Source organism: Williamsia phyllosphaerae (assembly GCF_014635305.1).
Lineage (GTDB): Bacteria > Actinomycetota > Actinomycetes > Mycobacteriales > Mycobacteriaceae > Williamsia_A > Williamsia_A phyllosphaerae.
Map to the genome: position 1 here is coordinate 647,058 of NZ_BMCS01000001.1, position 14,965 is coordinate 662,022.

Genomic DNA, 14,965 nt, shown 5'->3' on the forward strand with positions numbered 1-14,965 from the left:
GGCTCATACGCGAGGTCGCACCACCCAGCCCTCACGGTGCCACTGCAAGATGGTGGCTGCGAGAGTTGTAACCGCACGGGCCTCCTGCTGCGATGGTCTTTGTTTATCGCCTGAACCGCCGTGTCGGTCGTGATTCGGCCAAACTAGCTCAAGCATCCCAACCAGCGGGTCAACGTCATAGTTGCCATCTTTGCCCGGCAGAACGAATTCCCAGCTCAGGCCTTGGCGGCGGAGTTGACCCACTACATGGCCAAGAGTGGGTTTGGTCTGCTGTGGAACCACGACAGGTATCAACAGGTCTTCGAGCGCCTTAATCGCGTGACCCCAGGCATCGGAGGGGTCGCCATTCCGCCCGAAGGCATTGGACCAAGCTTCTCGTAGTTCGATGCTGGCCTCGTCTGATTGCGACGACGCCGAAACGAAGGTCGCCTGGACCTGGTCTGACACCGCAAGCTCCAGCGATAGCCCGTCGTCCGCGACCGTCCAGATCGACCCTCCTGCTGCCAGCACCCTCGACAACGATTGCGCTCGACTTTTGCTCGCCCACACTTGAAGCGCACCGTCTACGAGATCGAGAAAATCGTCATCCGACTTGGCGGCGAAGCGTAAGAGGCTGCGCATCAGATCGACCCCTCCGACGCCAGGCTCAATTCTGGCTCGGAGGAGGACAGCAAGCTCACGCAACCTGCCCTCGTCCATCCCCTGCGTACTTCGGTAACCAGCCAGCCCCTCGAACCAATATTGAAGGCCGTGCGCAAGATGCGCAGGCACACCTTCGTAAGGACCGTCCGGGTCAGATTTGCCCCGCCTCTGTGACAACCGTTGCCCTGCCATGCCACAAGCGTAAGTCCGCGGTCCTGCTTCTTACGCTAACCGTGGATACGCGCCACGTTCTCCCCGGTCGGCTGGCCCATCGCGCCAAGCGCGGACATGGCGTCGGTGTGGTCGTCCTCGAACAGGTGCGCGTAGATGGTCAGAGTGGTGGTGACCTTGGCGTGGCCCATGAATCGGGCTATCTCCAACGGCGGGATACCTGCCGCCACACAGAGACTCGCGTAGGTATGCCGCAGCGCGTGAAACTTGAGGCCCGGTGGCAGCGTGACGCCCGAGCCGGCGACTGCGGGTGCCCGCAGCACCGCTGACCGGTACACCGCCTTATAAAACGTCTGGTGTCGGAGTAGCGCGTTCCAGTCCAGGTCGAGCCGTAGTTCTGCCTCCTCCACGGTCTGCTCCGCGAGGACGTCGGCCTGGCGTCGCGCTACCGCTTTGAGAGGGCGACTGTCTGCGGCTCTCACCCCGGTGGGCTTGTGCGCGGTCAGCCGCACTGCCGGAAACAGGGGCGCGTTGGGCTCGTCAGCGCGCGGGTGGATCGTCAGGTACTCACGCATCAGGTCCACGGTGGCGGGCGGCAGCGGCACCCGTCGACGGCTCCCCCGCGTCTTGGGGCTGTCGTAGGTCAGCCCACCGCCACCATCCGCCATCACGGTGCGCTCCACCCGCAGGGTCCCGGGCTCTGGGCGGGCGTTGGGGTTGAGCGCAGGGGCGGGCAGGTCAACGTCGCCCACCTGTAGACCGGCCAGCTCTGCCGCCCGTAAGCCCGACCACGCCGCTAGATGCACGTAGACGTTGAACGGCCAGGGTGTAGCCGCCACCAACGCCGACACCTGCGCCGCCGTGAGGAACATGTCGGGGTCGTCCACAACGCCGGGTGTGCCGCTCTCGGCGGTCCGCTCGCTGGGGAGCTTCACGTAGTCAGCAGGGTTGTCGCGCAGTAGGCCGTCCACCACGGCCTGCGCCAGCACCATCCGCACCACGAAGTAGGCGTGCCGAACCGTGCTGGGCGACTTACCCGCTGCCACCATCGCGCCGACCCACTCGCTGATGCGCTGCCGCGTGATGCTGCCGACCGAGACCCCGCCGAACGTCGCGATGATCGACAGGTGCGCGGTGCTGTTGCCGTTGGCGTCCTTGCGGGCGCGCTTCTTCGGCTCCAGCAGGTTGCCGTACTCGGCGCGCGTACGGGCCTTCAGGTCGGTCCGGCTGGCCAACCATGCGTCGGCCGCATGCGCGAACAGCTGATCCCGCGGAACCACCACACCGCCCGGCAAATGCTGCTCGGCGTTCAGCTGATCGCAATACGCCTCGGCTGCGGCGCGATCCCGAAACGACTTCTGCCGGGTGCGCTGCAACCGACGGCCTGCCGGGTGCGCCGGGTCGTACGGAAGCGGTAGGCCGCGTTCGTCTCGTACGTCCTCGCGCCACCGGACCTCGTAGTGGGTGACGCCCCGACCGTTGCGGTGCTGCTGTGTCGTAGTGCGCGTACGAATGTGGGCCATCAGGCTGCCGCCTTGGCTAATTCGATGGACTTGCAGATTCGGCGCACCGTGGACGCCTGCCAGGTGGGCCTCCCAGCTGGGCTGAGTTCGCCGGCCTCGGCGAGCGCGGCGGCAACGGCGGCGTAGCTCAACCCCTGCTCTCGCAGCTCGACTATCTGCCGGGCCACGGCGGTGGTGACCATGCGTGGTCGGCCAAGCTTCACCCCTCGGGCCTTTGCAGCTGCTGCTGCCGCTCGGGTGCGCTCACGAATCAGCTCGCGCTCGAACTCGGCGAACACAGCCATCGTCCCGGCCAGTGCGCGGCCTGCTGGTGTGGTGAGGTCCACCCCCAGGTCCAGGACGACAAGCGCCCACCCCTGCGAACGGGCCATATCCAGGATCTCCACCGCGTGCAGCAGTGACCGGCTGATGCGGTCCATCTTGGCGACAACGAGGCCGTCTGCGAGGCCTGCGGCCAACTGCCCAAGTGCATCCCGCAGGCCGGGATTCACTTGCTTGCCACTCAGTCCCTCGTCACGCAGTATCGTCAGCTCCCATCCGCGCCGCTCCGCTTCTGCCCTGAGCGCGGCCTCCTGGGCCTCGATGCCGAGACCACTGCGGGCCTGCTCGTCGGTGCTCACCCGGACGTAACCAAGGAGATGCTGCCGGTCGCTCATCAGATGCTCCAGATGGTCATGCCCAAGAACGGGCTCACATCCACGATGCGCAGGCCCAGCAGGTAGTCGGCCGCAATGTTCGGGCCAGCGATGGTCCGCACCGTGTCACTGCTGCTGCCCACCGGGGCGAGCACGTCCAGCTCCTCGCAGCAGATGCCGTCGCCGAACGTCACCGTCCACACTTCGTAACCTGCTGGCACCGTGCCACCGTTGAACTCGGTCATGTTGTCTCCCTTGGGTTTGGGGCGTAATGCAACGCCTACGCCTTACGCCACAGTACGTGGGTGTGATGCAGGTCATCACTTCACACCCGTTGTCTTACTTGATGATTCGAATGCGCCTCACATCGGATATGCCGTTGACGCGGGGCTGCTGGCCTACTGGTGCGGGTGGCGTGGTGCTGGGCCGGGTGCAATGCCACCAGAGGCCTACGAACGCCACCTGCGGTGAGCCTTGCGTGCCGGTTGTGGGCTGGCGTGGTGCAGCTGGTCCAGCGCGTCTTCCATTGTTTGCAGGCCCACGGGCGCAGATGCGTAAGGCGTCGGCACCGGTGACGAGACCGCCGTGTGTCCCGCCGCGTCTTCGTCCTCAACGACCTCAGCGTCAATCAGGCCCAGCTCGTCGGTCAGCCACTGCGGCGTGGTGGAGGGGTCATTATCCCCTCGGCGTGCTCGGGACTCGGCACGACTACCACCCATCATGTCGCCTAGTAGGGCTTCGTATCCCGGCGTCAGCCCGACCTCCACCGAAAGCGCCCTCTGCTCGGTAATTCCTATGCGGCTGAGCGCATCCCGGATCGCCTGCAACTTGACCGCTGCTGGCACACCGGGATCATCCACGGCGATCTTAAGTAGCTCGCGGGCGAGCTTGTCACCGGCCATCTCCAACCGGACGCGCGCCTTAGCTTTGACCTGGGGAGCCTCCCCCCCGTGCGTGGCGCACACCACCGCACCTGTCACCCGCTGCTTGCGGCATGGCGTCCCGTCGCTCCTCCGCGCGGTGCATATCTTCTCGGGGTCGGGCGTCCGGCCGTCGCCCCACTGCACAACCCGTTTCGATGGGTCTGGCGATTCGATCCCCGAAGTTGTTGAACCTGTTGTGTTCGAATCATTCTCATTCATCTTGCTCTCCTGGTTGGAACTTCCTAGTGGGCAACATGCCCCAAACCAACATGCCCCTAAGGGTGTGGTGGGTGGGGCATGTTGCCCCCCACCCACACCCTGTGCGCCCGGCTGCGGCAACTCGCCCCAACGGCGGGGCATGTTGCCTAGCCCTGCTACCTGCGTGCTTGCACGTTCGATGGGCAACTCGCCCCAACATGCCCCATAGCCGGGGCATGTTGCCCACCGCGATCACGCGTCGTCCTTGTCCACCGCGAACGTGAGCCGCGCAGCCGAGAGCACTTCGCGCGTCACGTCTCGCGTGCCCTCCCGCCGCTTAGCCGACTTAGCGGTGATCAGGCCATCTGCCCGCAGCCGATCTATGGCGGACTTCGCAGTGGTCTTGTTCCCGCCGACTGCTTTTGCGAGCTGTGACTCAGTCAGCGTCCCTGGTCTGGCTCGCAGTGTTGAAAGGATTCGGTGGTCGATGGAGTCCGCCGCCCGCCCCTCCTCGCCGGTGAGGTCGTATCGTTCGATAGACCACGAGACGGGCGAGGAGGCTCCGGCCTCTAGCGCGGCGATGGTCGGCAGGTGCCAGTTCAGGTCCCACCGGCCACCACCCCACTGCCGGGACCCGAACTCCACCGCAAGGTTGTACGTGCCAGCATCCAGATCGGGCGGGCGTCTGTGCCGCTGCAGAACCCAGCTGTCGGCCCACTGGCCCATACCCGTTTGCGAGATGCTGTCGAGGTCGAGAGCGGACCCGCCCGTCTTCTTGAAGTGATCGGCAATCATCAGCGCCGCCTGCCCGTGCAGCTCGTTGGTGAACTGAGCGAGCATGCGTCCGCGGTCGTACAAGTTGCCTGCCTCAATCCCGGCTGGGTGAAACGCGTACAGCGGGTCGAGAATGACCAACGAGGGCTGCAACACGTCGAGGTGTCGGCGTAGTGCATCGGTGAACTCATCCTCGTCAAGACCACCGACGTCGAACACCGCGTGGAGCGGTAGGTCTCCGAGAGAGTCGATCTCGTACCCAGCCGCGATGGACTGCAACCGACGCTGGAACGGGGCCTGCCCGCCCTCGGCGGCGTAGTAAAGCACCGGCCCCGCCGACTCCACCTGGAACTCGCCGAACAACGGCAGGCCGCTACTGACGGCCAGAGCGATCGCCATCAGGTTGTAGGACTTTAGAGTCTTCTTCTCGCCGCCCACAGGACCGAATGAGTTCGCCGGCCACACACCGTGGATCAGCCATTCCATGGGAGGGACAGGTCGTGCCAACACCGCCGCGCTGATCGCCGTGAACCGGACTCTGGGTGAATCGCTTCCATTACCCGGCACCACACCGAGTGGGCTCACTAGTTTGCCTAGCCACGAGCCCGCCCGAACCGACCCGTCAGCGTTGAACACGTCGCCGGTGTAAAAGTCCATCAGCCGGTAGTTGGGTTCGCCCACCACCGCACCAAGCGCACCGTCGAGTGCACGTCGGCACTCATCACGGGCGACGTCCTCCCCCTCGCGGGAGCTAGAGACAGCACGGACATACTCGGCCTCCACTACGGCCAGGCCGTCGCGCACACCACGAGCACCTGTAGATCCGAGCCGAACCATGCTCATCACGGCGTCGCGCATCGCGTCGTAACGGCCAGCCCCGGACCGGATGGCGGACCGAACCTTCTTCACCTGTGACTGCACCGCGGGCGAAATCTCCCCCGGCCGGAAGCTGGCCAGTAGAGATTTCGCCGCGTCAGGAGACCCTTTCGTGAGCAGACCTGCGTCATGCGCGAGACCATCCAGCCATGCCTCGGGGAGCATCGGCAGCTCCGCTGGGGGCGGCAACTGGCCGCCGTCGCGCCCGTCAGGTGTCCTCGCCCGAACTAGCCCGGAATCGTGGACGCTGGGAGGTGCGACCGAGTAACGAAGGTGGCGTTGTAGCGTCTCCACCCCGGGACCGAGGACGCCCCGACCGGTCCAGCCAGCGGGCACCCGGAAAAACAGCTTGCGACTTCCGTCAGACCGAGCCGTCACCGACCATGTTCCGGGCAGCGGACCCCACAGCCGTTCGTGTTCGGCGAGCGTCGCTGCGCCTTGCTTCCCGTCGTAGCAGTCCACGTCGATCCCGATCACCCCGACAGGCATACGCACAGCCAGGTTCAGCCCGTGCTCGTTCGCGGCCCACAAATCGGCCCACTCGCGAAACGTGTCTTCATCAGTGACGTCGACACCTTCGTGCCCGTGGTGACCGCTGACTAACGGCTTCTTGCCCTTTTCGCCACCGAGCGGCAACGGATGCCACCCCAGCTCGACAAGGGTCTTAGCGCTCTCTACGAACTCGTCTGGATGTATTCGCCTGTAGCGCTTCAGTTCTGGCACTGGTATCGGTCTGCGGTCAGGTCTGCCATTGCTCATGTGGTTCCTATGGTCGAGGATCGCTCGCGAGACGCCGACCCGCTGCCCAACACCGGGGCGGCGTCTTTGTTGGATGATTGGCGCGCCATACGCCAGAACGACTCCCCGTGTCTCCCTAGGGCCTTGACCTACCGAGGCCCACGTATACGGGTCATCTTGGTGGACGTAAGGCGGTCGGCAGCGACGTCAGACGGACGCGAACACCCAACTGCGTGTCCCCAAAGGTGTGGGCGGCGAGGGTATCCAGCACAGCCCGCCGGGGTACTGACCCTCCAGTTCGAGACCGCAGGTAGAACAGCACACCCAGGCGAACAACCGGTTGCCACGTCCCATCAGCAGGACACGCATGTCCCACACCGAGTGCGTGGCCGAAACGTCGCGGTCGCACCAGTCGCAATGACGGTGACCAAACTGCCCCGCTTCGAACATCGTCGTCGCGTTCTGATCATCCCGAGAACGGGCCGCAAGGTCCTGCAGCGGATCAACGAGGCGAAGTATCTCGAAGCAGATAGCGGTGGCGTTGTCGCTTCCGTCCGGAATCGTCCACACCAACCATTCAGTATCGGGAGCGCCCACGTGGATAACGCTCAGTCCAGAGGGCGGACTGCTGCGGAGCTGCGACGCGAGGTCGAGGCCAAAGCTAGCGAGAAGCAGGACCTCAATTTCGGTGATCCGGCGCTTCACCTTCAATGGTCCGAAGCTGCGCACCACGAAGTCCGCGTGCTCCACGGCCAGGGTGAGCTCCTGCGACAGCGCCAGTAACGGCGAATCGAAACGTTCAGCCAGCCGGGAAGCATTCGTCAGGGACTCCGCATGGAGACGTGCAACTTCTTCATCGGCCTCGACAATGAGGCCGTCGGGTCCGATTTTCATGCGACACCACCGCCAAGCTCGGCGCGAGTACCGGGCTCCGGCAACGCTCGCGAAGTAGTCGGCTGCGTGGCTAATCGGCCTCGATGTTCTCGATGCTGCATCGCCGCGAGCAGCTGGTCGCCCAGCAGATCTGCAACAGGGGTGTGTTCGTTCATGCGACACCGCCGGTCATCCACGCCAGTGCAATGCGGCGGCTGAACAGGTGCTTATTCCCACGGCGAACGCCCCGTAGCTCTTTGCGTAACACTGCATCCCGCACCATCCGGCGAGTGATGTGTGGGTTGATTGCGTGCAGATAGGCGAACACCTGCGGCTCGGACAGATCGTTGATGTCCAACGGCTCGATCCCCGGCACGGTAGCCGGTGGCACCACCTCGGTAGTCGTCACTGTGATTGACGCCGGGTCTACCGGCGCAGTGGCTTGGTATGACATGCTGTTCACTCCTCTCGGTCGAGGAGATACGAAAATGGACGGTGCCAATCGCATCTCCCAGACACTTACGTCTGGAACTGATGCGAGGCCCCGCCCCGTCATGTTGACCCCTGGTCAACCCCGCGCCTGGCCGTCGAGCCGGTGCGTTACGGCTAACAGTACACGTGCCGTGCGCACCGTGCCACGCCTAGTGCATATCGTTCAAATCTGTTGCAGCACAGCACATGTTACTGTGGCAGCGGTTGGGCAGTGCTCACCATCACGGTCGCACCGCGATCGTCCTTCTAGTTCGGTCAGGGACCGACTTGCGGGTGCCAGTGGCTCCGCTTCGTCAGCCGTTGGAATACCCCGAACCGGAGCTCACCATGACCACAACCCAACCCGAATCATTTCACTCCCTGGGCACTCGCGCGCGCCTCATGGACCTGTTCGCGTCCGGTAGTGACGGTGCGCGCGGTTACAGCACCGAGGGCGACGTGCTGGTCTCCCAGACCGCAGATCAAATCGACCTCAACACCATCTGGGCCGAGGCTCAGACGGTGATGGGCGCGTGGAACCGGGAACGGACGGCCCTGGCGTCGCTCATCAGCTACAGCACCACGAACGTGGGCGACGCGCTCCCGCAGACGATCGGTGGCGACCACTTCGAGGTGGCCTCCGAGTTCGGCGAGCCGACCGGCTTGCGCGCCGAGCCCGACGCGCTGATTCTCGGCTACGACTTCCAAGATTATGACTTAGCGTCACGAATGACATGGAAGTTTCTTCGAAGCGCCTCGGCCGAACAGGTGCGCTCAGTGATCAACCGCGCTTTGGAGTCCGACGTGCGGCTCACCACCGGGACGCTTCTGCGGCGATTGTTCAATCCCGTCGAGGGTGCCAACGAGCACATGCACCGCGTGTTCGGATTGTGGAACGGAGCGGATGGAATGACCCCGCCGAGTCACGCGGGCCAGACGTTCCCGGCGCAGACGTCGCACTACCTGGTCTCGGGAAACACTGCGCTGGACCCCGGCGACCTCGTTGATGGCATGAACCAGGTTCGCTCCAAAGGGTTTGGCACCACCCCCGGCTCGCGCCTGCTGGTGCTGTGCCATCCGAACGAGGCCGACGTAATCTCTAGCTTCCAGGCGGGAAAGGTCACCAACGGCGTCGAGAGCAAGCACGACTTCGTGCCATCGGCGAGCGCGCCCGCTTACCTCACGCCGGAGAACATCGTCGGCCAGATCGCCCCTGCGGAGTTCGGCGGCCTGGAGGTGTCGGGGTCGTACGGACCGGCATGGATTGTGCCGAGCTACTACCTGCCGCAGGGGTACATCGCCGTGGTGGCAACCGGAGGCCCGAACAGCAGCTCTAACCCGGTCGCTTTCCGTCAGCACCCGAGCGTGGCCTATCAAGGCCTGCGCACCATCGCGGGTCGCGACCAGCGTTACCCCCTGCAAGACAGCTTCTTCCAGCGGTCATTCGGCTGCGGCGTGCGCTACCGGGGTGCGGCGTGCATCGTTCAGGTCAAGGCCAGCGGCGCGTACACCGCCCCGACGTGGAGCTGGACGTGACGGCGCCCGACTTCGGCCGGGAGGCCGGCGAACTATCCTGGGGACCGGGACTTACACCATCGGGTCTACAGGATGCGCCTCTGGGCGAGGGCGGCATCTACCGGGGAAAAGCACCAGCCGTGCCCGACGGCGACGGGCTGCGCGCCCTGGCCGATGAGTTGGCCGCACGTCGAGGCGACCGCTGATGCCGACGTTTACGGCGTTGACGTGCCGCCGCCTGCCCACGGGCACCCCGGCCAACAGCAGCACCGCCCACGCGATGCACAGGCACCCGCGACACCCCGCGTAGCTAACCCCCGTTACGCCGCGCCATCGCCAAGTACCCCTCGGGTGCGATCCCGAGGTGAGCGAGCCGACTCTCCGGCCACGCTCCCGAGCCCCGCTTCATCGACCACCGGCCTGGTCGCCGAGGCGGGGTTTTTGGTTGGCTCTACCGGCGCACACCTGTCCAGTATGCGAGTATCGCGGCATGCAACCGTGGATGATCATCGCCTTCATACTCATCTGCGGCGGCGCGTCCGCTGCGATCGCTAACGGCAAGAATCGCAGCGCGGCCGGATTTTTTCTGCTGGGTGCGCTGTTCCCTCTGATCGGACTCATCGTCGCGCTGCTGATCTCCCCCGGCCATCCCGTCCCGAAAGGCATGCGCAAGGTGACGTGTCCGCGCTGTGGAACCCATCAAAACATCGGCGCCTCTGACAGCGAGTATGAGTGCTGGCAGTGCAAGCAGACCTCCGAGACAACACCGCTCGCCAACAGGTAACGGCCACCGGCCTTGGCAAGCTAAGTGTCGGAATCACGCGATACGGTCGGTTGATGGCACTCAAGGATCTGACAGCGTCTGCTGTCGAGAGCGCGCTCGCGGAGTACGACGATCTCGGGGGCAAGGCGTTTCGGGAGAAGTACGCAGTTGCCGAGTCGAGCTACTTGATTAGCAGGGGCTCCAAGACGTACGACTCGAAGGCCATAGCGGCTGCGGCGCACGGCTACTTGCCGGGGCACTCACCTCTGTTGGCCAGCGAGTTTCGCGGTGGCGAGAATGCCACTGTCCGAAAGCTGCGCAGCCTTGGCTTCGTCATCCCCAACGACCGACTCGATTGGACGCGCGACGAGGTGGTGCTGGCGTGCGATCTCCTAATGCAGAACGACTGGAAGGCGCTTTACAAGAACGATCCGCGGGTGATCGAGTTATCAGCCACCTTGCAAAAGCTGCCGTTCTACCCGCCCGAAGTCCGTGGCGACAAGTTTCGCAATGCGAACGGCGTCGCCCGCAAGACCGACAACATCGCGAGCCATCATCCGTCTCACACCGGGCCACCGTCTAATGGCGGCAAGTACGACGGGCCGGTGTTGGCGGATTTTCTCGCCGACCCGGAGCGGATGCACACGATTGCGCTGAAGCTGCGCGAGACGCTGGAGTCCAATGAAGTCGACGAACTCAGTTTCCCGGTTGACGACGAAGACGATGGCGCTGTCGAGGGGCGACTGCTGCAACGGCGCCATTTCGTGTACGAGCGTGATCCGAAACTCCGACGCGGAAAGATTGCCGACTTTTTGAATAGCCACGAACGCGTCCACTGCGAGGTGTGCGGCTTCGACTTTGAGGCTTTGTACGGCGAACGCGGCCGCGACTACATCGAGGTCCACCACGTCTTGCCGCTACACGTCGCACGGGAGAGGCGGAACCGTTTTAAGGACCTCATCCTGCTGTGCGCGAACTGTCATCGGATGATCCACCGTGGGTCGCCATGGCTAACCCCTGACCAGCTTCGCGAGAAGATGGCCGCGGCGCGCTGACTCGTACACTCCCCAGCCACTCCACGTGGTGCACCTATGGGGTGTACGGGACCCGCGCACGACCCGACGAGAGGCGCGCACCAGCCGTTCTAAAGAGGCTGGTGCACGACGAATATGGGCTGCGCACGAGACGCCTAGGCGCAGGTAGAGCGAACACCCGTTCGGGGGCCACAACACTTTCCCAAGCTGAATACGCGGGTTCGATTCCCGTCATCGGCTCCATCGAAGACGAGGGAGTCGATCCCGTCGGGCACTGTGGAGAGCAGCAATCCTCCACGAAAGGCGCACCGTGCGTTCTCTGTTCCTCACCTCCGCGGCGACGGCCGCGACCTCGGCCATCGGCGCCCTGGCGTCCAAGGATGCGAACTCGTTGTGGTTCCGCACCCTGTCCAAGCCCGCGTTCCAGCCGCCGCCGATCGCGTTCCCGATCGTGTGGACCGCGCTCTACGCCGACATCGCGATCAGCTCGGCGACCGTGATCGACGACCTCGATGCGGCCGACCGAAGCGACGAGTCGACCGCGTTCACGGCCGCGCTGGCCGCGAACCTCGTGCTCAACGGGTCGTGGACGTGGGTTTTCTTCCGCGCCCACCGACTCGCGGAGGCCACGGTGGTCGCCGGTGCGCTCACCGTCAGCAGCGCCGACCTGGTGCGCAGATCGTCGGCGGTCTCGACACCGGCGGCCGCGGCCCTGACCCCCTACGCCGCGTGGTGCGCGTTCGCGACCGTGCTGTCCGGGACGTTGTGGTGGCGTAACCGCTGAACACCTACCGAGTCAGCGCCTCCGTGCGGTGACGCGTCGGCACCGGGTCGAGCCCATAGTGCCCACGCAGGGTGTCCGCGGTGTACTCGCGCCGGAACAGTCCACGCTCCTGCAGGATCGGCACGACGCGGTCGACGAACAGGTCGAGTCCGCCCGGCAATGACGGCGGCATGATGTTGAAACCGTCCGCGGCCCCCGCGAGGAACCACCGCTCGAGGTTGTCGGCCAGCTGCTCGGGCGTGCCGGCGAACGAGCGGTGCCCACGTCCGCCACCGAGCTTGCCGATCAGCTCCCGAACCGTCAGGTCCTCCCCCTGGGCCAGGCTTTTGACGAGGGAGAACCTGCTCTTCGCGCCCTCGATCTCGGACTCGTCGGGCAGCGGCGGCAGCGGTTCGTCGAGCGGGTGCCCGGTCAGGTCGATGCCCACCATCCGGGACAGCTGGCCGAGCGCGTGGTCCGGCGAGATGAGATCGGTGAACTCGCGTTCCAGGGCGATCGCGGCGCTCTCGGTCTCGGCGAGGTAGGGCACCACGCCCGGCAACACCGCCACCTGATCGGGCGTGCGGCCGTGACGTTCCAGTCGGCCCTTGAGGTCCCAGTAGAACTTCACAGCCTCCTCGATCGACCGCTGCGCGGTGAAGACGGCCTCGGCGTGCTGCGCGGCGAACTCCTTGCCGCTCTCCGACGACCCCGCCTGGACGAGGAGCGGCCTGCCCTGCGGCCCACGCGGCGTGTTCAGCGGCCCGTGGACCCGAAACCGTTCCCCCACATGGTCTATGTCGTGCACGCGCGTCGGGTCGGCGAACACGCCCTCCGCCGGGTCGAGCACCAGCGCGTCGGATTCCCAGCTGTCCCACAGTGCGGTGACCACGTCGAGGAACTCACCGGCCCGCTCGTAGCGCCGGGCGTGCTCGGGGATCGACTCGTGACCGAAGTTGCGGGCCTCGGCCTCGGTGCCGGAGGTGACGATGTTCCACCCGGCGCGCCCGTTGCTGATGTGGTCCAGCGAGGCGAACTCCCGCGCGAGGTTGTAGGGCTCATTGTAGGACGTCGACGCGGTCGAGATCAGCCCGATCCGCTCGGTGACCACCGCGATCGCCGAGAGCAGGGTGACCGGCTCGAACGTCGCGAGTGCGTGCCGCTGCACCCGCGGTCCGACCGCGACGTTGTCGGCGAAGAAGATCGAGTCGAGCTTGCCGCGTTCGGCGATCCGGGCGAGCTCCTGGTAGTGCCGCACGTCGAGCAGACGACGCTCGTCGGTCGACGGGTGCCGCCACGCGGCCTCGTGGTGTCCGACGCCCATGAGGAAGGCGTTGAGGTGCATCTGGCGAGCGGGTTGCGTGGTCATCGAACGCCTTTCATGTGGCCGGCCGCCAGCGCGAGAAGCGACGCTCGATGGCCACCAGCAGATAGTTGAACGCAACGCCGATGGTCGCGACGGTGAGGATGCCCGCATACATCTGCGGGATCTGGAAGTTGAACTGCGAGCTGCTGATCAGGTAGCCGAGACCGGCCTTCGCCCCGACGAACTCGGTGGTGATCAGCACGAGGATGGACGCGGCCCCGGCGAGACGGATGCCGGTGAAGATCGTGGGCAGCGCCGCGGGCAGGATCACCTTGCGGAACAGCGCCAGGCTGCCGATGTCGAACGAGCGCGCCGACCGGATCAGCAGCGGGTCGACGTTCTTCGCACCGCCGATGGTGTTGTAGAGCACCGGCCAGAAGCTGGCGTAGGCGATGATCGCGATCTTCGATGTCTCGCCGATTCCGAGGACGAGGGTGAACACCGGCAGCAGTGCCACGGCAGCGGTGTTGAGGAAGATCGCGAAGAGCGGACTGAACACCTCCTCGATGTGTCGGTACCAGGCGATGAGCAGACCGACGGGCACCGCGACGACGATGGCGATCGCGAAGCCCGACAGCGAACGCGTCAGGCTCGCCTGCACGTTGCTCCACAGCTCGCCGGATGTGGCGAGACCCCACCATGCCCGGACGACCTCGCTGAACGGGGACAGGAACGTCGGATCGACCCAGCCGAGTCTCGGGGCGTACTCCCACAGCAGCAGGAAGGCCACGATGGCGATCGAGCGCTTGGCGACCGTGCCCACCGCCTCGAGCGGTCGGCGGCGGCGCCTCGGTGCGACTGCGGGCGCCTTGGTGATCGGCTCGGAAGCGGCGACGGTGCGGGTCGGCGAGGTGAGCGTCATCGGGTGGCCTCCGTCCCGGTCGGGCCGCCGGCGAGGACGGTGGAGCGCAGGACCTCGTCGTGCAGCGATTCCCAGATCCGATGGCGGTGCGCGACGAAATCCGGCGACGACCGGACATCGGTGGTCGTGTCCACCTCGCCGAGGTCGACCGCGACCGATTCCTTGATCTGCCCCGGTCGCGACGTCATGATCAGCACTCGCTGACCGAGGAAGATCGCCTCCTCGATGCCGTGCGTGATGAACAGGACCGTCGTCGACAGCCGCTGCCAGATCGACCGCAGCTCCACCTGGAGCTGTTCACGCGTCTGGGCGTCGAGTGCGGCGAAGGGCTCGTCCATCAGCAATACCTCGGGCTCGTAGGCGAGGCTCCGGGCGATCGCGACGCGCTGTTTCATGCCACCGGACAGTTCGTGCGGGTAGCGGTCGGCGAACGCCGCGAGTCCCACCAGCGCGAGCACCTCGCGTGCGCGTCGGGCGCGCTCGCGGCGACCGACGCCCTTGGCCTCGAGCCCGAACTCGACGTTGCCCTGCGCGGTCCGCCACGGGAACAGCGCGTACTGCTGGAAGACGATCCCGCGGTCGAGGCCGGGTCCGGTGATCGGCCGGCCGTCGATGCGCAGCTCACCCGAGGTCGGTTCGGTGAGACCACCGACGAGGTCGAGCAGCGTGGTCTTACCACAGCCACTGGGACCGACGATGGTCACGAACTCGCCTGGTGCGACGTCGATGTCGATGTCGTGCAGCGCCGTGAACGCACCACTGCCCTCGCGGTCGGGAAAGCTCTTGGTGACCCCGCGCAGCGAGATCTTCGGTTGCACGTCCGGTGTTCCGGTCATCG

Annotated in this window: 15 protein-coding genes; 4 read left to right on the plus strand and 11 right to left on the minus strand. The window is 65.5% G+C overall.

Annotation, left to right across the window (positions count from 1 at the left end; genetic code table 11):
• Window positions 1-3: 3 nt before the first annotated feature.
• The 8 genes from IEV93_RS03060 to IEV93_RS03095 all read right to left on the minus strand — a co-directional run bounded on the left by IEV93_RS03060 (window position 4) and on the right by IEV93_RS03095 (window position 7,807).
• Window positions 4-834 (minus strand): hypothetical protein, encoded by an 831-nt coding sequence (locus IEV93_RS03060; RefSeq protein ID WP_188486812.1) that lies wholly within the window; start codon window positions 832-834, stop codon window positions 4-6.
• Window positions 835-869: 35 nt separating this feature from the next.
• A complete protein-coding gene (locus tag IEV93_RS03065; protein ID WP_188486813.1) occupies window positions 870-2,336 on the minus strand; it encodes a tyrosine-type recombinase/integrase in 1,467 nt (488 codons plus the stop codon).
• Window positions 2,336-2,992, minus strand: coding sequence for a recombinase family protein (locus tag IEV93_RS03070; protein WP_188486814.1), 657 nt, complete (start codon window positions 2,990-2,992; stop codon window positions 2,336-2,338). The genes IEV93_RS03065 and IEV93_RS03070 overlap by 1 nt, the downstream gene beginning before the upstream one ends.
• Window positions 2,992-3,216 carry a hypothetical protein gene (locus IEV93_RS03075; RefSeq protein WP_188486815.1) on the minus strand — a complete coding sequence of 75 codons (225 nt, stop codon included), beginning with the start codon at window positions 3,214-3,216 and terminating at the stop codon, window positions 2,992-2,994. The genes IEV93_RS03070 and IEV93_RS03075 overlap by 1 nt, the downstream gene beginning before the upstream one ends.
• 204 nt (window positions 3,217-3,420) lie before the next feature.
• Window positions 3,421-3,873 carry a hypothetical protein gene (locus IEV93_RS03080; RefSeq protein WP_188486816.1) on the minus strand — a complete coding sequence of 151 codons (453 nt, stop codon included), beginning with the start codon at window positions 3,871-3,873 and terminating at the stop codon, window positions 3,421-3,423.
• 471 nt (window positions 3,874-4,344) lie between these two features.
• Entirely contained in the window at window positions 4,345-6,465 is a 2,121-nt protein-coding gene (locus IEV93_RS03085) for an AAA family ATPase (protein WP_188486817.1), read from the minus strand.
• 222 nt (window positions 6,466-6,687) lie between these two features.
• On the minus strand, window positions 6,688-7,374 hold the full coding sequence (locus IEV93_RS03090; RefSeq protein ID WP_188486818.1) for a hypothetical protein: 687 nt from the start codon (window positions 7,372-7,374) through the stop codon (window positions 6,688-6,690).
• Window positions 7,375-7,525: 151 nt separating this feature from the next.
• Complete coding sequence (locus tag IEV93_RS03095; RefSeq protein ID WP_188486819.1) at window positions 7,526-7,807, minus strand: hypothetical protein; 282 nt, start codon at window positions 7,805-7,807, stop codon at window positions 7,526-7,528.
• Between the two features lie 365 nt (window positions 7,808-8,172).
• Between IEV93_RS03095 and IEV93_RS03100 the strand changes: the two genes are divergently transcribed.
• The 4 genes from IEV93_RS03100 (at window position 8,173) to IEV93_RS03115 (ending at window position 11,920) form a co-directional block, all read left to right on the plus strand.
• Window positions 8,173-9,360 carry a hypothetical protein gene (locus IEV93_RS03100; RefSeq protein ID WP_229704852.1) on the plus strand — a complete coding sequence of 396 codons (1,188 nt, stop codon included), beginning with the start codon at window positions 8,173-8,175 and terminating at the stop codon, window positions 9,358-9,360.
• A 481-nt stretch (window positions 9,361-9,841) separates the two neighbouring features.
• Complete coding sequence (locus tag IEV93_RS03105) at window positions 9,842-10,123, plus strand: hypothetical protein (RefSeq protein WP_188486820.1); 282 nt, start codon at window positions 9,842-9,844, stop codon at window positions 10,121-10,123.
• 53 nt (window positions 10,124-10,176) lie between these two features.
• On the plus strand, window positions 10,177-11,157 hold the full coding sequence (locus IEV93_RS03110) for an HNH endonuclease (protein ID WP_188486822.1): 981 nt from the start codon (window positions 10,177-10,179) through the stop codon (window positions 11,155-11,157).
• A 289-nt stretch (window positions 11,158-11,446) separates the two neighbouring features.
• Entirely contained in the window at window positions 11,447-11,920 is a 474-nt protein-coding gene (locus tag IEV93_RS03115) for a TspO/MBR family protein (protein WP_188486824.1), read from the plus strand.
• A gap of 4 nt (window positions 11,921-11,924) precedes the next feature.
• Here IEV93_RS03115 and IEV93_RS03120 read toward each other — a convergent pair whose 3' ends face one another.
• From IEV93_RS03120 to IEV93_RS03130, 3 genes are read right to left on the minus strand one after another with little or no spacing between them, the layout of a single operon-like run.
• On the minus strand, window positions 11,925-13,268 hold the full coding sequence (locus IEV93_RS03120; RefSeq protein ID WP_188486827.1) for an LLM class flavin-dependent oxidoreductase: 1,344 nt from the start codon (window positions 13,266-13,268) through the stop codon (window positions 11,925-11,927).
• Between the two features lie 10 nt (window positions 13,269-13,278).
• Window positions 13,279-14,127, minus strand: coding sequence for an ABC transporter permease (locus IEV93_RS03125; protein WP_188486829.1), 849 nt, complete (start codon window positions 14,125-14,127; stop codon window positions 13,279-13,281).
• Complete coding sequence (locus IEV93_RS03130; RefSeq protein WP_188486831.1) at window positions 14,124-14,963, minus strand: ABC transporter ATP-binding protein; 840 nt, start codon at window positions 14,961-14,963, stop codon at window positions 14,124-14,126. The genes IEV93_RS03125 and IEV93_RS03130 overlap by 4 nt, the downstream gene beginning before the upstream one ends.
• Window positions 14,964-14,965: the final 2 nt, after the last annotated feature.